At 48.1% G+C, this 19,971-nt stretch carries 16 protein-coding genes; 2 read left to right on the forward strand and 14 right to left on the reverse strand.

The window, feature by feature from the left end; genetic code table 11:
• Positions 1–102: 102 nt before the first annotated feature.
• Positions 103–366: a hypothetical protein gene (locus NQ502_RS03585; RefSeq protein ID WP_148511972.1), complete on the reverse strand. Its 264-nt coding sequence runs from the start codon at positions 364–366 to the stop codon at positions 103–105.
• A gap of 156 nt (positions 367–522) precedes the next feature.
• On the opposite strand from NQ502_RS03585, the gene NQ502_RS03590 reads away from it, so the two are divergent.
• Positions 523–1,983 (forward strand): GntR family transcriptional regulator, encoded by a 1,461-nt coding sequence (locus NQ502_RS03590; protein WP_028529987.1) that lies wholly within the window; start codon positions 523–525, stop codon positions 1,981–1,983.
• A gap of 7 nt (positions 1,984–1,990) precedes the next feature.
• Here the strand turns inward: NQ502_RS03590 and NQ502_RS03595 are convergent, their stop codons facing one another.
• The 8 genes from NQ502_RS03595 to NQ502_RS03630 form a co-directional block, all read right to left on the reverse strand.
• Positions 1,991–2,890 (reverse strand): helicase associated domain-containing protein, encoded by a 900-nt coding sequence (locus NQ502_RS03595; RefSeq protein WP_028529986.1) that lies wholly within the window; start codon positions 2,888–2,890, stop codon positions 1,991–1,993.
• A 312-nt stretch (positions 2,891–3,202) separates the two neighbouring features.
• Complete coding sequence (locus NQ502_RS03600; protein WP_028529479.1) at positions 3,203–4,039, reverse strand: tyrosine-type recombinase/integrase; 837 nt, start codon at positions 4,037–4,039, stop codon at positions 3,203–3,205.
• Between the two features lie 234 nt (positions 4,040–4,273).
• A complete protein-coding gene (locus tag NQ502_RS03605) occupies positions 4,274–7,282 on the reverse strand; it encodes a bifunctional diguanylate cyclase/phosphodiesterase (protein WP_049898312.1) in 3,009 nt (1,002 codons plus the stop codon).
• A gap of 149 nt (positions 7,283–7,431) precedes the next feature.
• Complete coding sequence (nudC, locus tag NQ502_RS03610; RefSeq protein WP_028529478.1) at positions 7,432–8,271, reverse strand: NAD(+) diphosphatase; 840 nt, start codon at positions 8,269–8,271, stop codon at positions 7,432–7,434.
• Positions 8,272–8,421: 150 nt separating this feature from the next.
• Positions 8,422–9,441, reverse strand: a complete 1,020-nt coding sequence (locus tag NQ502_RS03615) for a GGDEF domain-containing protein (protein WP_049898310.1) — start codon at positions 9,439–9,441, stop codon at positions 8,422–8,424.
• 97 nt (positions 9,442–9,538) lie between these two features.
• On the reverse strand, positions 9,539–11,014 hold the full coding sequence (locus tag NQ502_RS03620) for a VanZ family protein (RefSeq protein WP_049898308.1): 1,476 nt from the start codon (positions 11,012–11,014) through the stop codon (positions 9,539–9,541).
• Between the two features lie 118 nt (positions 11,015–11,132).
• Positions 11,133–12,698 (reverse strand): GHKL domain-containing protein, encoded by a 1,566-nt coding sequence (locus tag NQ502_RS03625; protein ID WP_028529477.1) that lies wholly within the window; start codon positions 12,696–12,698, stop codon positions 11,133–11,135.
• A complete protein-coding gene (locus NQ502_RS03630; protein ID WP_028529476.1) occupies positions 12,686–13,432 on the reverse strand; it encodes a LytR/AlgR family response regulator transcription factor in 747 nt (248 codons plus the stop codon). Before NQ502_RS03630 ends, NQ502_RS03625 begins: the two co-directional genes overlap by 13 nt.
• Positions 13,433–13,544: 112 nt before the next feature.
• On the opposite strand from NQ502_RS03630, the gene NQ502_RS03635 reads away from it, so the two are divergent.
• The gene (locus NQ502_RS03635; RefSeq protein ID WP_028529475.1) at positions 13,545–14,708 is read left to right on the forward strand and encodes a DUF4317 domain-containing protein; all 1,164 of its coding nucleotides are present in this window, start codon (positions 13,545–13,547) and stop codon (positions 14,706–14,708) included.
• Here the strand turns inward: NQ502_RS03635 and aguB are convergent.
• The 5 genes from aguB to speE are packed head-to-tail and all read right to left on the reverse strand — an operon-like array spanning position 14,698 to position 19,965.
• The gene (gene aguB, locus NQ502_RS03640) at positions 14,698–15,576 is read right to left on the reverse strand and encodes an N-carbamoylputrescine amidase (protein ID WP_028529474.1); all 879 of its coding nucleotides are present in this window, start codon (positions 15,574–15,576) and stop codon (positions 14,698–14,700) included. The two genes, NQ502_RS03635 and aguB, sit on opposite strands and share 11 nt — an antisense overlap.
• 23 nt (positions 15,577–15,599) lie before the next feature.
• A complete protein-coding gene (gene aguA / locus NQ502_RS03645) occupies positions 15,600–16,712 on the reverse strand; it encodes an agmatine deiminase (protein ID WP_341349427.1) in 1,113 nt (370 codons plus the stop codon).
• A 15-nt stretch (positions 16,713–16,727) separates the two neighbouring features.
• On the reverse strand, positions 16,728–17,849 hold the full coding sequence (gene nspC / locus NQ502_RS03650) for a carboxynorspermidine decarboxylase (RefSeq protein ID WP_028529472.1): 1,122 nt from the start codon (positions 17,847–17,849) through the stop codon (positions 16,728–16,730).
• Positions 17,849–19,108 (reverse strand): saccharopine dehydrogenase family protein, encoded by a 1,260-nt coding sequence (locus NQ502_RS03655; protein ID WP_028529471.1) that lies wholly within the window; start codon positions 19,106–19,108, stop codon positions 17,849–17,851. The genes nspC and NQ502_RS03655 overlap by 1 nt, the downstream gene beginning before the upstream one ends.
• Complete coding sequence (gene speE / locus NQ502_RS03660) at positions 19,105–19,965, reverse strand: polyamine aminopropyltransferase (protein WP_028529470.1); 861 nt, start codon at positions 19,963–19,965, stop codon at positions 19,105–19,107. The genes NQ502_RS03655 and speE overlap by 4 nt, the downstream gene beginning before the upstream one ends.
• Between the last annotated feature and the right edge of the window lie 6 nt (positions 19,966–19,971).

The following is a 19,971-nucleotide window of genomic DNA, read 5'->3' on the forward strand; positions in this document are numbered from 1 at the left end:
TTATTCAATTCTCTGTTTGTACAGGTTTTTGAATATTATAACACAGATGAAAGCCAGACCCTATCATTTTTAATGAAAACGTATGCTTGTCTCGTATGATGCTCAGTCCGTGAATCCGGGCGGAAGATAATCCTGAAGATACCCTGCCGCCTGCTCCGGCGTTTCAAATTCCATGGACTCCCCCGTAATATATTGAACCGCGTTCTTCCACTCCCGTATATCATAAAGCTGCGGTTCCATTTTTCGGATGACCTGCTGAATACACGGTAATTCCTGCGGCTGGTGCAGATCTGACAGGTAAGTACACCCTACCCTCTCCGCGACATATTCCAAAAGCTCCGGTAGTTTATCCTGTTTTTCCATCATACATCCTCCTGTCTCATTAGAATCCAGACTCATAATAAGAATTTTTAATATATGTTCTCCGAAAGGTATCGTCTTTCCACCTAACAGAGGATAAACGGACCCTGTCGGGGAATATTAATTTAGGCACTGATATTTTCACACCGATGGAGGTCCCCTTTGCACTCAAAAAAACACCTGTACGAACTCACCTATAACCATTTAAGAGAACAGATACTTAACTGTCAGCTAGAATGCGGCAGCCGTCTTCCATCCATTCAGCAGCTCGCAAACATGTATCATGTCAGCACTAAAACGATCAGAACTGTACTGAGGCTGCTGCAGGAAGATGGGCTGATCCAGACGCGCGAGCGGCAACGGGCGGTAGTGATCCACCAGGCGCCGTTTTTAAAAAAAGAATGTGCCTCTATCCGCTCGATTACCCGAAAACGTTCTGCCGTTTTAGACATCTGCCGAACGATGGAATTACTTATGCCCGATATCCTTGCTTTCTGCTCCAGATTCGTCAAAGTCTATGAACTGGCAAACTATGAAAGGGCAGTCAAATGGATAAGAAGACCGGTACTGACAGGCAGTTGGCAGATCTGTTCAGACATTTTGCACGATGTACTTCTGTCCTCTGGAAACTTCCTCTTCAGCAGTATGTACAAATCGCTTGAAATCTACGCCGAGGTGCCCTTTCTGGCAGAATACCAGCGCTTTGTGACCGGCTATACACCATTTATCGAGACTCACCATGTTGACTGGATTCTGGACAGCTTACAGCTAAACAGCGCTGCCATACAGCGCAGATTTGCTGAGCACTACCGCCAGAACTATCAAGCGATGGAAAAATCATTTCATCTGTTGTCAGCTCTGCATCCGTATGCAGAAGACGAAGACAGCCCTGCTTTTACCTGGGAAACAAAGTGGGGCTGGGACCTGCTTTATAAAAAAGTCGGCCGTGATTTAATAGATAAGATCGGTACCGGCGTATATCCTCCAGGACGGCTGCTGCCATCGGAAGCTTGTCTGATGAAAGAATACGGCGTATCCCTGTCCACGATTCGAAGGGCACTTCGGGTTCTTCAGGAGCTGGGTTTCATAAAAACCTGCAATGGCAGAGGAAGCATTGCACTTTCTCATAAGAACTGGCGTATCCAGAGCACGACACACAATCCGGAATATCAGGAGGGCACCTTTGTCTATCTGTGCGCATTACAGTTGAACACCTTCCTCATACGCCCGGCGGCTGCTTTAACCTATGACCATTTAGATTCTGCGGCCCTGCAGGAACTGCAGGATCACCTCCTGCACTCTCCCCAGAGTCATCTGAAGGCATGGATGGACTGTATTCTTCCCCGTGTACCTTTATATCCGCTGAGAGTGATCCTGGAACAAGTCAATGAGATTTTAAACTGGGGGTATTTCTATTCTTTTTACTCCGGTGCCAGTTCGAACATGCAGAGGCTGAACAAGCTGGGGCTCATGGCGTTATCGTCTCTTCAGAATGATAACAGGGAGGGCTTTGTCAATAGTCTCTGTGATGGATACCTGTACCTCTTTCAGACAATCCGCAGCTATTTGCTCCAGAACGGATACACGCAGGCGGAACAGCTGGCTCTGCCCAGGAGGATATGATTCTCATTCATTCCTGTTCGGTACCTCCAAACGGAAGAATGCCGAGGTTCTTCAGACGTTTTCTTCTGTCGTTTGATACCTTACCTTTCCTGAGCGCCATTCTCTGAGTACAAATCCAATTTCCCATGCTGCGTCCGTCCGGAGCCTTGAGTGTTGGTTTCAGCGGCAGACAGTCATGCTGGTTTTTGTAATCTTCTATCCACCGGATCATTGTATTCCACCTTTCTTCCCGCACGACCTCAGGCATCCATACCATGGAAATTCCATCCAGCGCTTCCGTTTGCTCCTGAGTCAGACACTTTCTGCCGTTTTTACCGCAGTACCGCTCGCGCTGAACCGCAATCCAGCTGCCCAGTTTCTCCCCGCCTGATGTGGTATAGCCGGCGGGAACCAACAAGTCACCGTGTTTCTGATAATACCCCTCTGCAAGCCGGAACCAATAAGTCCAGTCTTTTCTTTCATAGAAACTCCATACCATTTTGTATTGTTCTAACTCCTGGATCTGTTTCTTTGTCAATTGACATGCCTTATACTTTTTGCGCTGTTCCTTTATCCAGAATCCCAGCCGGCATCCTCCTTTTGTGATATAATCCGCAGGCACATTCAGATCCTGATGTTCCTGATGATATTCTTTCGCCTCAGAGATCCACTCCTCCCATGCATAACGGTTTTCCAGTTTCCAAATCATACCTATATTTTCTAATTGATGACAGCGTACCGGATTCAGAGAAGATGGCAGCACCCCATTATACATTGCTCTCTGCCGCTCAATCCACCTCCCCAGACGATAGCCCTCTGCAGTCACATAATTATGCGGAACCAGCAAATTTCCAAAGGTTTTTGAATAACCTCTGGCATCCTGATACCAATCTTCCCAGGTCTGTGCCCGATATGTCCTGTTTCCCATGTTTTATACCGTCGTTTCACTAACAGTCACCACATAATATTTATTATGTGATATTTCTTCCAAAATGTACATTAAAATCATTACATTTATTAAATATACATAATATATCATAGCACTGATCGTCTTTTTTCTCAAGAAAAAAGAAGCGATTCAGAAGATTTTTTATGAAAGGCATGAAAACTAAGCCGTCAGTGAAAATTGTCTCACCCGGCTTTGTTTTTGTGTCCTTTTTAATTGTTTTTATGTTCATTATCTGAAGCATCCGGATGTTTTCCGGATTGGTGTGCACTTTTGGAAGTCACATAATAAATATTATGTGACGATCAGCATTTTCTGTATCCGTTCCATACGGCTGATATGCTGGTCACCTGTTTCCATGGTATAGATTCTCGTCGTATTAATGCTGCTGTGCCCAAGCAGATCGGCCAGCCGAACGATATCTTTTTCAATCTTATAGAAAGTTCGCGCAAAAAGATGTCTCAGGTTATGCGGGAATACTTTTCCGGGTGCCACATCCGCAGCTCTGCATAACTCTTTCATCTTTCTCCATATACAGCTCCTGTCCAGGGGCTTTTTATTTTTCCCCAGAAATACCGGTCCGCATTGGATACCGGATTTTTTTATATATTCTTTCAGCAGTCTCTGCAGCGGCAGCGGAATAAAAATTATCCGCGTCTTATTTTTGCAGTTTACCACTGCTTTTCCATTGTAAACAGCTTCAACCGTGATGTATTGCAGCTCTGAGACACGTATTCCCGTCCCACAGATGGTCTGGAGCACATAAGATATCTGCGTTCCAGCGGATGCCTGTACCAGTTGCGTATATTCCTGCCGGGTCAGTTCCTTTTCTTCCCGGCAAAAGATCTGCCGCTGGATTTTCATGAGTCTGACACAGCATTTCTGCAGACAGAAGTACCGAAGAAAGCCATTCAGCGCCACCAGCATGGAATTCACGCTGGCAGGAGCATACTCTTTGGCCAGATATTCTTTGTATGCAATCGTTACTTCTTTACTTATCTTCCGATCTCCTAAAAATGCGAGAAAATGCCGGATATCACGCATATACTTTTCAAGAGTAGCCTGACTTTTTTCCTCTTGTTTTAGCCATTTTTCAAACACAGATAATTCGTGATTTGTTATTTGCTGCATATAAATTCCTCCAGAATATATCGATACATACTATCTTTACCGACATTTTTGATAATATGTCTCCCAGTGATTATATTGTAAAAAATTACCTGTTTTGAAATCAACGTCTATCTGTGACCCTCAGGGTAAAGGTCAGGTATTAATTTATTAGTTTTTCGGACAGTCTGCTAAAGCAATTACGAGACAGTCAGCTGCATGCCGACTGCCTCGTAACTTTCAATAACATTCGATCCTTTAGTTCTCCTTTATCAGATATCTCTGTTTAAACGAATCAGCCGGTATCGGCCTGGAGAAATAATACCCCTGCATGTAATCACACTGCATATCCTTTAAACAGGTGAACTGCTCCTCTGTCTCAACGCCCTCTGCGACTACCTGCATATCCATATCTCTGACCATGCTAACGACACTGATCAATACATGCCGTGCCATCGCCGAATCCATAGAGTGATGGACAAAGCTTTTATCTACCTTCAGGATATCAATCGGTACTTCCTGAAGAAAATTCAGGGATGAATAGCCGCTTCCAAAATCATCCATCATGATCTCAAAACCGTATGCTTTAAATCTTTCCACGCTCTGGATCAGTTCTCTTGGATTTTCAGTGTAGGCGCTTTCAGTGATTTCAAGCTTCAGCATCTCGGGATCCAGTTCATATCTGTCGACTATCTCCATAACCACAGATGCAATATCGGGCTGATAAAAATTTAGGCGCGACATGTTAACACTCAGGGGTACGATGTTCCAGCCTTCCTCTCTCCATTCTTTTAAACAGCGGCAGGCTCTGTCCCAGATATACGCATCCATTCTGACAATAAATCCATTCTTCTCAAACAGGGAAATAAACCGGTCCGGTGATAACAGACCTAAAGCCGGATGATTCCACCGCACCAACACCTCACCGCCAACACATTTCCCGGTGCATGTCTCGATCACAGGCTGAATATATATTTCAAACTCTCCTGCGGCAAGCGCCCTGTCCATGCCATTCAGAAGCTGCTGTTCCCCAAGCATCCGTACCCGCAGAAGTTCATCATAATATGCGACATGCTGCAGATAATTACCTTTGACCGTCTGAAGTGCAAGAAAGGCACGGTCACACATTTGATCAATTGGCACCGATGAATCTGTGATCCTGTAGACTCCCGCGTAAATTGCAAATTTATACTGAGGATGTTTCCTCGCAATCAGCTTTTGGATATCCAGCAATCCCTGATCTATATCCCATGTATTTTCCTCATAGAATACGGCAAAGTTGTCGCCGGACATTCTGGCACAGATTCCCTCAGCTCCCATATGGACTTCCAGGTATTCCGCAATAAATTTCAGAATGTGATCCCCTTCTTCTCTCCCCAGAAGTTCATTGATCGCTTTGAATTTTTCCACGTTCCATCTTGCGATCATATACCTTCTGTCCGGTGATTCCGATAACCTCTGCCTGACATTCTGGTAAAAACCTTCCTGATTATAAATCGCGGTGAGCGGATCATGGTGCAGGGAATATTTTAGTTTTCGGTTTACCTCCTCAATCTGTTTCTCTCTTGCCCTGTTCCTGGTAATATCAAGAACGAATCCATCCAGCTGTAACTGTCCGTCCCGCTCCGCAAAGATCCCCGTGATGAGAACGTATCTCACACTCCGTTTGCCTGTCACAATCCTCATCTGCCATTCTGTCCGCATGTCTTTGGCCTTCAAACTTGCGCTGACCGCATTTTCCGGTACGCTGAAGTCTTCCGGATGTACGTAGAATGACATTTTATTATGTGCGATACGGGTTACATTTTCTTTAGTCTCTTCTAAGATCTGGTAAAAAATATCGTTCCCATAGACGAGTGTAAAACCGGTATCCACGCGAACGGTAAAGACGCCTCCCCGCTCTGCGGCGCGGTAAAGATAGACCTGTTTTTCCAGTTCTTCCATTGCCCGTTCTTTTTTCCAGTTTTTCTCCCTGATATTCGTAATCATGCCTGCGAATAAATTCGGTTCCCCCAGATTATCACGAATCATATAGCCGCGGCACTGCAGCCAGATCCACTCGTCATTGCGATTTCGTGCACGGTACTGTATACAGTGTGACTCTGCACGTCCGTCCGCGATCTCCTGGTTGGATGCCAGAAACTCTTTCTGATCTCCGGGATGGATTCTTTCTCCCCACACTGCCGCGGCATTTGGGATGACAGTCCCGGGGAGACCGAATTCTTCCACCATGCGCGGAGAATAACGAAAGGTGCCCGTCTTCATGTTGCCGACAAATATGTAATCGTCCGTACTTTCCATTAATGCATCGCACAGATGTTCTTTATCATAATCAAAATCACGAATCCTCTGTCTTTCTTCCTCCGGTGAACATGCCAGGCGCCTGCGCGCCTGCTCAATATGATACTGCTGCTTCTGCTCATACATAATTTCGTCTGCCTGGGAGATCAGTTCCATCACGGAACATTCATCGCACGACTGTGCCTCTACAAGCCCATAGCTGAACGAAAGCTGATAAGTCAGTCTTTCTTCCGCCGCCTTTCGCTCCATCGCATTCTGTATGATCTGTATTTTTCTGGTAGCGTTTTCCAGACTGCATCCGTAAAAGGCGATAATGAATTCGTCGCCGCTGAGACGAAATACGGTATCTTCCGGATACAAATACTCTTTCACAATGTGTGCCACGCTGACCAGAGCATAGTCCCCTTCTCTATGCCCATAGGTGTCATTGATCACCTTCAGATTATTCAGATCTGAAAGGCAGACAGTGACAGGGACTCTCTCCCTTGAGGCACTGCGGAGCTTTTCTTCCAGATCCGCTTTGCCGGCGCGTCTGTTCAGCAGTCCCGTCAGCTCATCCATATTGGCAGTATGCGACAGTTCCTTTCGCTCTGTGATGTTGACGGACTGCTGCATATGCACCGTTCTGCCATCCGGCCATTCCAGAAAACAGTCATAATTCTCATATATCTGGCCGGTCTTTTCATTACACTCTTCCCAGGAAATCACTTCATTGCTTCCCTCGCGCTTTTTCAACTCGGGAATGGGACAAAATGGACAACGTCCGTACATCTCTTTTTGGAATATTTTCCAGCATATCTGCCCCTCCGGATGCTTCACACAGAATTCAGCCTTCATTCCGGGACTCATATACAAAATTTCATCTGTTTCAATATCTGTAATATAAATCAAAGCATCCAGCTTATCCAAAATCTGATGATAAGCAAATATCTGCATCTCCTCTTTGGAATCTTTTGCTACGCCCATCTTAATCTCTCCATATCTGACGGATAAGACGGAAAAAAGCTGCAAAAAGCAGCCTTTTTTCCGTCACTCCCAGTCTCATGTTTTTCGCTGTAATGTTATTTTTCATTATACTAAACATCAGACTGCCATGTCAATTACGGGAACTTGATTCAGGAATTACCATTCCTTTTAAAATGAATAATCATCTCATTCGTCAGGCTCAGATTGGTCTCTTTCACCGGAATATCCTCCCGTTCAAACCATTCCGCCATCGCAAGTTCTTCGCGGTCAAGTGTAATGGTCTCTTCTCCCTCCAGCTCGGCAAAAAATCCCATCAGAATCGTATCCGTAAAAGCCCACGGCTGACTCTTATAATACTTCACATTACCCACTCTCAGTCCGACTTCTTCCATGACCTCCCTGCGCACAGTATCCTCTACCGTCTCTCCAATCTCTGTAAACCCGGCAATCAGCGCGTATTTTGCAAAATCGCGGTTCGCGTATTTAGACATCAGCAGTCTGTTGCCGTGCGTCACACCGACAATGACAGCCGGGCAGATCTTTGGATATTCCATGTTGTTGCATTCCGGGCAAAAGACCATCCGTTCTTTGTCACTGTGCTGCATCAGAGTCCCGCAGCGTCCGCAGTATTTTCGAATACCGTACCAGTTATACAACTGGTATCCTGTGATTCCGGCAAAAGCGAGATGCCTCGGCTCCCCGGTCCTGAAGATCTCCGTGTTTTCCAGGGAGTAATTCTCTTTCGACGGAAACACGATATTGTGCAGCAGATAGTAGCTGTCTCCATCCACGGAAAACAGATACGTATAATTTTCGTAGAGATGATCATTATCTGCTTCCAGATCCGAAAACTTCGGAAATGCAATCTTACCTTCCTCCCATTTGATCAGCACCTGCTTTTTTCGATAATATAAAATATAACTGCCCCTTTCCGGAGGTTTGGGGCGATATTCATTTCTAAACTGATGCGGTTCGATATCCTGTATCATAATACTTTACCATCCTTTGTTTTTATATCTATTATAGCAAAATCTTTTACTCACGGAAAGCCTTTTGCCGTTTTCCTTCTGCAGAAAAAAAAGAACCTCTCTGCTGCCACAGAGAGATTCCGGCTGTTCGTAGGAAAAAGGCAGCCACTGTCAGAGGATTTTTACAAATCCATCCTGTCCATAGTAACAGATTCCTTCTTTCTCATACTTTTTCAAATAATAGTGTGCTTTATGCGCCTGATTCAAAATGCTGCCAAAGTCATCACCAAATCGCGGATAAAAAGATGCACCTGCCGACAGCGGGACAGGAAAGTCAATCCGGATATTCTTCTGATTTTCTTCCCATTCTTCCTTCAGCTGACGCCAGCGCTGCTCCAGCAATTCCTGGTGCTCCATGCCAAAGCTTGCATAAACAATAAATTCATTGCCCCCGAGCCTGCCCATCAGATCATTACAGAATACATTCCTCAGGGATTTTGAAAACTCCTGAAGCACGCGGTCGCCCACAGCATGTCCATAAACCCCGTTGATTTCTTTGAACGCTTCGATATCCATGATAATCATCGTTCCATATGGAAGTTCCATCATCCTGGAAGAAATCTTCTCCTCAAGAAACTGGCGGTTCATCAACTTCGTAAGGGGATCAAACCTTGCGTAGTAAAGCGCCTGCTTGTGTGCTGCTTCCAGCTCGTTCGTCTTTTCTTCTATGCGTTCCTGCAGTATCTGATTGCTCTGCTCCACCAGACGGCGCGGAAAAAATTCATCACTGTCCTGAGAGCTGTCTGCTACTGACTGGTGCACATGAAGCAGTCTCCATCCGTCGGAGTCCTGTCTGACGAGCATGGTAAAACGAAATGCAAACTCACAGATAATACGGTCCTTTGCATCTTCCCTGCATTTGCCCTGCCCCATCGCGAGAAAAAGCCGGTTCCCCAGGTCCCTGGTCTCATACCAGTCATCCTCCACGATCAGGGACTCACTGCGTTCAAGTGCCTCTTTCTCCATATGCGCTGCAAACTCTTCCCATGTTCTGCTGACTTCATGTTCGCCCGTCCCAATTACAGAAATGTCGTTGTCAATCACGTTTTTTAACGCACCATAATTACATTCACTTAAATATGTGTGCCAGACCCATCGGCAAAATGCCTCTGCATTTCTGATTTCTTCCAATTGTAATCCCTCCAGCCAACTCTCGCGTATACATAGTCCTAGCATATCTTATAAAGAACTGAATTGCAAGAAAGAATACAATATCAAAATAAATTTTTTATTCTCCGATCTGATTCAGTAAGTCCAGCGTATCCCGATAGCGCCCCTCGTCGGAATCTCCCATGACAACGGTGATATAAAGCCGCTCATTCCGATAGGCCGCCGAAACCAGACATTTCCCGGCCGCATCTGAACTCCCGGTTTTAAGGCCGACGACTGATTTATCATAATAAGCGCTATCCGGGCTAAGAAGCTGGTTTGTATTCTGCCACGTCACGTCCGTTCCATCTGCAAAACAGGTTCGGATCGAAGGTTGCCTGACGATATCTGACAGATACCCGTCCCCGTATTCTGTGTCCATAAACACGCGTGCACAGCATGCCAGATCATACGCTGTCGTATACTGACCGTCTGCATCGTAACCATCCGGCCTTAAGAATCTGGAATTCTTTGCGCCTGCAAGGCGTGCCGTCTCATTCATTTTATCCATAAAAACGTCCAGCGCCTGGTCAATCGGCAGATTCTCCTGATCCTTGATCTTCCTTCCCGCATGCACTGCCAGGACGTATGCAGCATCATTCCCAGATGGAAGCAGCATTCCTTCCATCAGCTGCTTTACGCTCAGCCGCTGCCCAATGACGAGCCAGGCACGCGAGGCATCGCTTTCAATCCTGTTGATCTCTTCACCCACCGTCACTTCCTCATCAGCACCGCAGAAACGTGACGCTGTCAGCACTGTAAGGATTTTGGCAGTACTGGCAGGCGCAATCTGCTGATTTTCTTCTTTCCCGTACAGGATAGTTCCTTTCCGGGCATCAATAAGGCATGCATTTCTTGCCTCTATGCTGATATCGCCGAACCAGTCACTCGTTTCCTGTGACTGCGGCATACCCTCAGCAAACTGTCTGCAATGCCACAGTCCAGTACCCATAACCCCGATCAGCATGAGTATCACAAGAATCAATACCGGCTTTCCATCTCTGCTCCTGATCTTTCCGGTCTTCCGGTCCCGGATTCCTGTAGCTCCGTACAGTTTCCTGACACCGGCCAGAAGCATCATGGCAGCCAGAAATCCGATGAGTCCGCCCAATGTGTTTAAAATCAGGTCATCGATATCGGTTCCCCGTGTCAGAAACAGCTGCAGAATTTCAATCGTCAGCGAAGTACCGGCACAGACCAGCACCGCATTTCCCACCTTTTGAAATCTCCTGGACAACACCGGGAGCAGAAACCCAAGCGGAATAAACATCAGAATGTTCCCAAAAAAGTTCAGTGGATTGCTTCCAATGTCACGGAGTACCTGTCCCGGTATCAGATTAATCTGTCCCCGTCCCAGTCCCAGCGTAAATCCAAATACCGGAGAAACTGTCATGGAAAAGACCGCTGTCATCGCCGCTGCCAAAAACAGTGTGGCTGCCCGATACTGCAATGTCACCGTCTGATGCGACGTTCTCAGATACACTTCAAATACTGCAAGATATACTGCCCAGACCGCGATTCCCGGCAGCAGATACGTCAATACATTTTCTAACATGATTCATCACCTCTTGACAACAACTATAACACAAAAAAATAAAGCCATGTCGATTATGGCTTTATTTTTTCTTACTGTGCACAGATCATTCTTCGGGAAGCACATTCGGGCAATTTTGTCAGCGTTCAGGCCGAAACACCTGAATGGACTGTACAAACAGATTCCCCTGAAAATAAGAATTCCAGAGAATATCGCTGTGTTTGTCTATCAGCCTCTTTGCAATTACAAGCCCGTTGCCGCGCCCCAGACCCTTACTCGTGACTCCCGCATGGACGCCTCTCTCAAGTGTCGATGTGCGTACGGTGTTCTTTATCAAAATCTGCATGGTTCCTTCCTGTTCCCTCAGTTCCAGTTCCACATGACCGTCCTGCATCTGCTGAACTTCCTCCAGTGCATTGTCCAGAAATATCCCGGTGATACGAACGATATCCGATACGTCGACACAGTGCGGAAAATACGTATGATCCAGCATCGTCACAATGCGGATATCCTCTCCCGCCGAAATGCCCTGCAGCAATTTATAGTGCAGAAACGCCTCCAGCGTCTCATTCTGCAGCATCTGCAGCTGAACATACATATCATTCTTTTGAATTTCCGCCTGCGCAAACGGCGCAATCTGTGAATAGTAATATTCCTGCAGCGGAGCATCTCCGTTTCTTCTCACGAGTTCCCCCATTGTCAGAAAGATATTCTTCATATCGTGCTTTATCGCCCTGATCTCCTGCATGTTTTCGTTCATTTTTCGATGATAAAGCTGCAGATGTTCCTGTACTTTCTCCTGATATTCCAGATGCTCTTTCAGCTGCACCGTCTTTAGCAGCAATTTCAGGTAGAACAGCTGCATGCCCAGGAATGCAGCTATAAAAATCGCCGCGGTTCCCATCCGAAACGGCACCAGTTCGGTATCATAAAACATCCCCGCGATGTCGAGCAGAAACAGTACGACAAACAGCATGACAGGAACAGCCAGCAGATACGCCCCGATTTCTTCGTATTTTTCACTCATTTCCTGTGCCTTCGAGAAGTAATAATGAAGTCCTCTCTTCAGCAGAAACATCAGCAGCGCAAAGATCAGCAAAAAGCAAAAAGTGATAAAAAGCAGACAGAAAAATTTCTGTATCCTGTCAAAGTCGTATTTTCTTGCAATGTTATAATAAATCTGCAGCGCCTTTCCCTCAAATATCGTCTGATAAATGCAGTAACAGATTGTTGCAGAGAACAGTGTGAGAAGGCATGGCATTGCCTGCTGCCTGGCAGAACGGTATCTCCGCTGTACGATCGCAAGCAGCAGTATCCATCCTGTGATCAGCAGCATACTGCGGCAGTACAGCACATGATAGCTGTATTTCTGCATCACAAACAGTACCGTGCCCAGCAGCAGGTAATCACTGACAGAAAGCTTCAGATAGCCGACTGCCCATACGGAGAGTACCGTCGCAAAAATGAGAAGAAATGAAACGGCCTCCCAGCTTTTGATCCAGCTGATCGACTTCAGAAAATATCCCGGATAGATAAAGAGTACAATCCCGCAGGATGCCAGAAATCCTGCTGCCAGTTCAAGTCTGGGTCTGTCGATTTGGGACCAGATCCTGTACCAGACCAGCGCGGCAGCCAGAATCATTCCGTCCACGAGAAACAGTTTAACGACCTGCCATGCGAAGTACCATCCCATCACTCCAGCCATCGTTTCACCTCGCTTCGCATCCGAACCGAACATGGAATAAGTTCCCCGTTTGCCAGCTTCACCATCCCCTGCTGCATTCCCACCATATACCGCCTGTTCACAATGACAGACCGGTGGACTTTCAGGAAATGTTCTCCCAGCATTCCCAGCACGTGCTCTATGGTATCTCTAACTGTCACAGCGGAACCATCCATCGTATGATATGTCACCCCATGTGACACGGCCTTCTCCGTCTCCACATAAAGGATGCAGCTCTTCCTGACAGTGACCGTCTCATCAAGCCCGATCGTCAGGTCCAGCAGATCTTTATCCTCCGTTTCGCCTGTCTCATCCCAGACTGCTGATGCCATCCTGATATATCGGCCGAACCCCTCTTTCAGATTTCTCATATCTGTGGTCTTTTCCAGAAATCCGAAGGGCTCCACCCCACTTTGCAGGACCTGCATCGCCATCTCCTGATGATTTGTGACAAACACAATTTTGGATGCCTGGCTCAGTTCGCGGATTTTACGTGCAACATCCATGCCATTTAACCTGCCTGCGCCAAAGTCCAGATCCAGAAACACCAGATACTCTCCCGGATTCTTCTGTATATAGCGAAGAAGTTCCAGGCTCTCCCCTGCCACACAGACAATCCGTGCAGCCAGCTTTTTCTCTGCGATTTCCTCTTCGATCTGCTGTCCCGCCAGCTTCAGAATGAACGGATCGTCATCGCACAGCATCACCCGAATCATAAATGTCTCCCCTTTCAGCTTATTTTTACTAGTGTACCACATCTTGACATGCAAAACAAAATAAGAGTACAATGAAGTTCCGTAAACTACAATTCATGGAGGTATTACTGATATGAACAAAAAAGAAACTCTCGAAATCCGGAAACAGTTCACACCTGAAAACTGTACCATCTCCCGCATCTGCGGATGCTATGTAGATGGCGAGAAGAATATAAAACTGGAAGTAAAGGAAGCTTTTGGTTCGATCCAGGAGGAAGAAGCTTTTAAATATTTTGACATTTTTAAACATACATTATCCGGCAGCATTGGAAAAAATCTGCTGAATATGGAATTTCCCATGGAACAGGAGATGCCGGACGGAACACAGGCATTTCTCATGAAGCTCAGAAACAGCCGCCTGGAGGATGAGATGCTGGTGGAAGAATTCTATCAGAAGGTCATCGATTACTATACATACGGCACGAACTATTACATTATCCTGATTCACGCCGCCTACGATATCCCCGGGAAATCCTCAGACAACCTGGAAATGTTCGATGCCTCCGACAGTGTCTATGAGTACCTGCTGTGCAGCATCTGCCCGGTCAATCTCTCGAAAGCAGGACTGTGCTATAATACAGAAAAAAACAGCATTGAAGACCGGATCCGCGACTGGATCGTGGCAGCCCCCGTCAGCGGATTCCTCTTTCCTGCCTTCAATGACCGCAATACCGATATCCACAGCATTTTATATTACTCCAAGAATCCGGAAGAGCTGCAGCAGGATTTTATCGATCATGTGCTTGGCTGCACACCGCCTCTTTCCGCCTCTGGTCAGAAAGAAACGTTTCAGAATATGATCGCGGATGCCCTGGGGGACGACTGCCATTATGAGGTGGTAAAAAATCTGCATGAAAACCTGCATGAGATGGTCGAGGTCAGCAAAGACAATCCGGAACCCCTTACCCTGTCCAAGCGCGATGTACGCTGTGTTCTGGAAGAGAGCGGTGTTCCGGATGAGAAGATCCAGTTCTTTGAGAAGGAATTCGAAGAGGTGGTGAAACCGGACACTCCGATTCTGGTATCCAATATCGCGGAGACACGCAAATTCAGCATTGAGACTCCGGATGTGGTCATCAAGGTCAATCCGGAGCGGATGGACCTGGTAGAGACACGCGTCATTGACGGCCGCGCCTGTCTCGTGATCCCTGTGGATGACTATCTGGAAGTCAATGGAATGCCGGTGAGTGTGGAAGGTTCCTCCTCCGAGGAAGCGGCAGCCGCACTCAGCGACTGATCGTATCATAACAGTGCGGCCGGCGGTCCCGGTAGAGTCCCCATTCCAGCCGGCAGTCCGCCGCCTGTTTCAGATCGATCTCTGACACCAGGATTTCCTCCCGATCCCTGGATGCCTGCGCCGTGATCTCACCCACTTCGTCCGTGATGAAGGAGGAGCCGTAAAACAGCAGAGAGGAACTCTGCCCTCCGTTTTCCTCGTGGGGCGTCACTTCCTCCAGTCCGATCCGGTTCGCCGCGATCACCGGCACGATATTGGCGGCCGCATGACCCTGCATGGTCCGCCGCCAATGGGGCATACTGTCACATTCCAGGATAGGCTCACTGCCGATCGCCGTCGGGTACAGCAAAAGCTCCGCACCCATCAGCGCCATACATCTGGCAGTCTCCGGGAACCACTGATCCCAGCAGATACCCACACCGATGTTGCCAAACCTGGTCTTCCACACTTGAAATCCCGTATTCCCGGGTGAAAAATAGAATTTTTCCTGGTAGTAATGATCATCCGGAATATGAGTCTTGCGGTAGACGCCCAGCACACTGCCGTCAGCGTCAATCACCGCGACTGTATTGTACAGACAGTTGCCTTCCTTCTCATAAAAGCTGACTGGGATCACAACACCCAGCTCACGCGCCGTCTGACGGAAATGAATTACCGCATCATTTTCCATCACCGGTTTCGCATACCCGTAATAACTGTACCGCCGTTCCTGGCAGAAATACTGCCGTTCGAACAGCTCTGGCAGCAAAATGATACCCGCTCCCTGTGCGGCTGCTTCACGCACCATCCCATCTGCCTTTTCTATATTTTCCTTAACATCGCGGCTGCAGCGCATCTGTACCGCCGCCGCTGTCACTGTTCCCGTCATGAGACTTCTTACCCCCTTCTTTTTCATCTGCCGCGGTTCGGATCCGGAATCTGCTGTGTGATACAGTGGATATTGCCGCCGCCCAGCAGGATATCCCTGGCATACACCGGCTCCACCTTCCGTTCAGGGAATAATCGTTCCAGAATCTCCACCGCCGCCTGATCATGCGCATCACCAAACTGCGGGACAACAATACTGTCATTGGCGATATAAAAATTCACATAGCTGGCTGCCAGACGCTCACCCTCCCGGCGTTCCTCTTCCCCGTCCTCGTAAATGTATCCCGGCAGATCCTCAGCCGTCACACATACCGGAACTTCAGGAACAGGCAGGCGATGTACAAGAAACGGACGGCCTTTTGCATCCGTCTCATGTTCCAATACCTCAAGACTGCTCATAGAATAATGATACTGCGGGTCTCTCTCGTCGTCTGTCCACGCCAACACCACCTCCGCCGGGCGTACGAAGGCACAGACATTGTCCACGTGTTCGTTCGTCTCATCCTGCCAGATTCCATGCGGCAGCCATATGATTTTTTCGGCCCCCAGCCATACTCGTAACTGTTCTTCGATTTCCAGTCTGGAAAGATCCGGATTGCGTCCTTCACTCAGCAGACATGCCTCCGTGACCAGTACAGTCCCTTCTCCATCGCTGTGAATGGAGCCTCCTTCCAGTACAAACGGGTGTGCATCATAACAGTCAATATTCAATTCTCTGCAGAAGACATCCGCCACCCGGTCATCTTTCTCCCAGTGAGCGTACAGTCCGTCGGTTTCTCCGCCCCAGGCGTTGAATCTCCAGTTGATACCGCGCAATTCTCCTCCGTCATTGATCACAAAGGTAGGCCCCGTGTCTCTGGCCCAAGCGTCATCCGTCTCCATCTCGATGATCTGTACCTGCCCGTTCAGCATACTGCGCGCCTGGTCCATATGGGCTCTTTCCGTCAGCATATAGACGGTCTCGCTGCGTGAAATAATATCTGCCACTTCGGCAAATACCTTCTGTGCGGCTCTGGCTTCATAAGGCCAGGAACCCGGTCTCACCGGCCATACCATCATGCAGCCCTGATGGCGCTCAAATTCACCCGGCATCCAAAAGCCGTCTGCCCGGGGATTCTTCATGTTATCTAAAGCCACAAACTGTCTCCTTTTCTATGAAAGTCTTCCTTTGAAATCTTCATACCCGAATGTCCTGACGATCCGGCAGCTGCCTTCCTGGTCCATCGCCGCGATCGCCGGCAGCGGAATACCGTTGAACGTATTGTTTTTCACCATGGAGTAGATCGCCATGTCTTCGAAATACAGCTTATCCCCCACCGATAACGGGTGTTTGAAAGAATAATCCCCGATGACATCCCCTGCCAGACACGTGTTGGAAGACAGCCGGTACGTGTACGGCTGTTCCCCCGCCTCATAACCATCGCGCAGTGGCGGCCGGTACGGCATCTCCAGCACATCCGGCATGTGGCAGGCAGCAGAGGCATCCAGGATCAGGGTCTGAATGCCGTTGTCCACGATGTCCAGCACCTCCGTCACCAGGTAGCCGGCATTCAATGCGACCGCCTCCCCCGGTTCCAGATAAATCTCCACGTTATACGTCTCCCTCATGCGGCAGATACACTCTTTTAACAGTCCGCGGTCATAATCCGGGCGAGTGATGTGATGGCCCCCGCCCATATTCAGCCATTTGACCTGGTGCAGATACGCTCCGAATTTTTCTTCCACTGCCTCAAGTGTTCTGGCCAGTGCATCGGCATTCTGCTCACACAGCGTATGAAAATGGATCCCGTCAATGAGGGGAAGCAGATCCTCCCGGAAGTTCGCTTTCGTAACACCAAGCCTGGACCCTGGTGCGCACGGATCATAGATCGCATGTTCCTCCTGAGTCGAACATTCCGGGTTCACACGAATACCGACGCTTCCCTTCGGACAGCGGTCATGATACTTCAACAGCTGGGCAAACGAATTGAAGATCATATGGTCGCAGATTTTTATGATCTCCTCAAAATCCGCCTCCTTATAAGCCGGAGAGAAGATGTGCGTCTCACCGCCCATCTCCTCGTGCCCGAGCCTTGCCTCATACAAGCCGCTCGCCGTCGTCCCGCTGATATAAGATTTAATAAGCGGATACTCATAGAACATAGAAAAAGCTTTCTGCGCCAGCAGGATTTTACAGCCTGTTTCCTGTTCTATGTCCCTTAAAATTTTCAGGTTTTCTTCCAGTTTCTTTTCATCCACCACATAGCATGGGGTGGGAAGCTCATGGATCTCCATCATGCAACCGTCTGCGGATCTTCGCAGACTACCCATGGGAGCCCGAACCGGTTCAGTGCATCCATATACGGATCCGGATCAAATTCCTCCACGTTAAAGACGCCGGGCTTCTGCCATGTGCCGTTTACCACCAGCATGGCTCCGATCATCGCCGGGACACCGGTCGTATAAGAAACCGCCTGTGATCCCACTTCTTGGTAGCATTCCTGATGATCGCAGACATTATAGATATAGATGGTCTTCTCTTTTCCATCTTTGATTCCGGTGAAGATACAGCCGATATTCGTCTTGCCGACTGTCCGCGGACCAAGCGATGCCGGATCAGGCAGCAGTGCTTTTAAGAACTGAATCGGCACAATTTCTCTTCCGTCAAAAGAGACCGGATCTGTTCTCAGCATTCCCACGTTCTCCAGACATTTCATATGCGTCAGATAGCTCTGTCCAAATGTCATAAAGAAGCGGATTCTCTTTACCCCGGGAATATTCTTCGCGAGAGATTCAATTTCCTCGTGGTGAAGGAGGTACATGTCCTTCTCTCCCACTTCCGGAAAATCATATTCCCGTTTGATGCTCATAGGCTCAATCTCCACCCATTTTCCATCTTCCCAGTAGGACCCCGGTGCGGATACCTCCCGCAGGTTGATCTCCGGATTGAAGTTCGTCGCAAACGGATAGCCGTGGTCGCCGCCGTTGCAGTCCAGGATATCGATGTAATGGATCTCATCGAAATAGTGCTTCCGTGCATATGCCGCATACACGCTGGTGACACCCGGGTCAAACCCGCTGCCTAAAAGCCCCGTGATTCCTGCTTCTTTGAATTTATCCTGGTATGCCCACTGCCAGGAATAATCAAAGTAAGCCGTAAAGCCAAGTTCCCTGCAGCGCGCCTCATAGATTGCTCTCCATGCAGGATCTTCAGTATCCTCCGCCTCATAGTTGGCAGTATCGATATAGTGCACGCCCGTCGCCACACACGCATCCATGATCGCAAGATCCTGGTACGGAAGCGCCACATTCAGTACGGCATCCGGTTTCCAGGAGTTGATCAGCCCGATCACCTCCTGTGTGTTATCGGCGTCTACCTGAGCCGTTTCAATCTTTGTTGCAGTCTTTGGCTGAAGTTCTTCTTTCAGCGCATCACACTTTGCCTTCGTACGGCTTGCGATCATAATGTCTGTAAATACATCGCTGTTCTGGCAGCATTTGCAGATGGCAACACGCGCCACACCGCCGCACCCGATAATTAATAATCTGCTCATATTCTGTGTTCCTCCTCTTCCAGTAAATCTTCGACGTACCGCGGCAGCATAAACGCTCCGATGTGCAGGTTCGCCGTATAGTACCATGTCTTCAGTTTCCGTTCCCGCCATTTCTTTCCGTTAAAATCTTTGATTGGATGATATTTCTTCGACGCGAACCCGAACAGCCAGTAACCCGACGGGCATGTCGGAATATGCGCCTGATAGACTCTGCTGATCGGAAAGCTTCTGTAAACCTTGCGGTGCATGCTTCGGCACGCCATCTCGTCCTCATCATAAAAGGGACTGCCGTGCTGGTATACCATGATACCGTCCTCCTTCAGCGCGCGAAAACCGGCCCCGTAAAATTCCTTGGTAAACAGTCCTTCCGTATAGCCGAACGGGTCGGTGGAGTCATTGATGATGATGTCATACACCTCCGTACACTTTCGGAGGAACCGCAGGCCGTCCTCGTGAAAGATCTTCACCCGTTCGTCCTCCAGGCCCCGCGTCATATCGGGAAAGTATTTCCGGCAAACCTCCATAAACATCTCATCCGGCTCCACGACGTCAATCTCTTCAATTTCCGGATAGAGACAGAATTCACGCGCTACGCCGCCGTCTCCTCCGCCGATGATCAACACTTTTTTCGCATTTGGATGCACCGCCATGGGTACGTGCGTCACCATCTCATTATAAATAAATTCATCCGCATCGGAGAACAGAATATCTCCGTTCAGCGTCAGGAATCTTCCAAATTCCGGTGATTCAAAGACATCAATGCGCTGATACTCACTTTCCCCGGAAAACAGCTGCTTCTCCGTTCGAATCGATAATTTCACATTCTGCGTATGTATTTCCGAAAACCACATCTCCATGCCGTA

This window comes from Ruminococcus gauvreauii (genome assembly GCF_025151995.1).
In the GTDB taxonomy this organism is placed as follows: domain Bacteria; phylum Bacillota; class Clostridia; order Lachnospirales; family Lachnospiraceae; genus Ruminococcus_G; species Ruminococcus_G gauvreauii.

Excerpts from the sequence above, each read along its gene's own strand:
- NQ502_RS03595 (WP_028529986.1), bottom strand. The coding sequence starts at position 2,890 with ATGGGAAACAGGACATATCGGGCACAGACCTGGGAAGATTGGTATCAG.
- aguB (WP_028529474.1), bottom strand. The coding sequence starts at position 15,576 with ATGACGGGAACAGTGACAGCGGCGGCGGTACAGATGCGCTGCAGCCGC.
- nudC (WP_028529478.1), bottom strand. The coding sequence starts at position 8,271 with ATGATACAGGATATCGAACCGCATCAGTTTAGAAATGAATATCGCCCC.
- NQ502_RS03620 (WP_049898308.1), bottom strand. The coding sequence starts at position 11,014 with ATGTTAGAAAATGTATTGACGTATCTGCTGCCGGGAATCGCGGTCTGG.
- NQ502_RS03605 (WP_049898312.1), bottom strand. The coding sequence starts at position 7,282 with ATGGGCGTAGCAAAAGATTCCAAAGAGGAGATGCAGATATTTGCTTAT.
- NQ502_RS03635 (WP_028529475.1), top strand. The coding sequence starts at position 13,545 with ATGAACAAAAAAGAAACTCTCGAAATCCGGAAACAGTTCACACCTGAA.
- NQ502_RS03625 (WP_028529477.1), bottom strand. The coding sequence starts at position 12,698 with ATGGCTGGAGTGATGGGATGGTACTTCGCATGGCAGGTCGTTAAACTG.
- speE (WP_028529470.1), bottom strand. The coding sequence starts at position 19,965 with ATGGAGATGTGGTTTTCGGAAATACATACGCAGAATGTGAAATTATCG.
- NQ502_RS03585 (WP_148511972.1), bottom strand. The coding sequence starts at position 366 with ATGATGGAAAAACAGGATAAACTACCGGAGCTTTTGGAATATGTCGCG.
- NQ502_RS03655 (WP_028529471.1), bottom strand. The coding sequence starts at position 19,108 with ATGAGCAGATTATTAATTATCGGGTGCGGCGGTGTGGCGCGTGTTGCC.
- NQ502_RS03600 (WP_028529479.1), bottom strand. The coding sequence starts at position 4,039 with ATGCAGCAAATAACAAATCACGAATTATCTGTGTTTGAAAAATGGCTA.
- NQ502_RS03630 (WP_028529476.1), bottom strand. The coding sequence starts at position 13,432 with ATGATTCGGGTGATGCTGTGCGATGACGATCCGTTCATTCTGAAGCTG.
- nspC (WP_028529472.1), bottom strand. The coding sequence starts at position 17,849 with ATGGAGATCCATGAGCTTCCCACCCCATGCTATGTGGTGGATGAAAAG.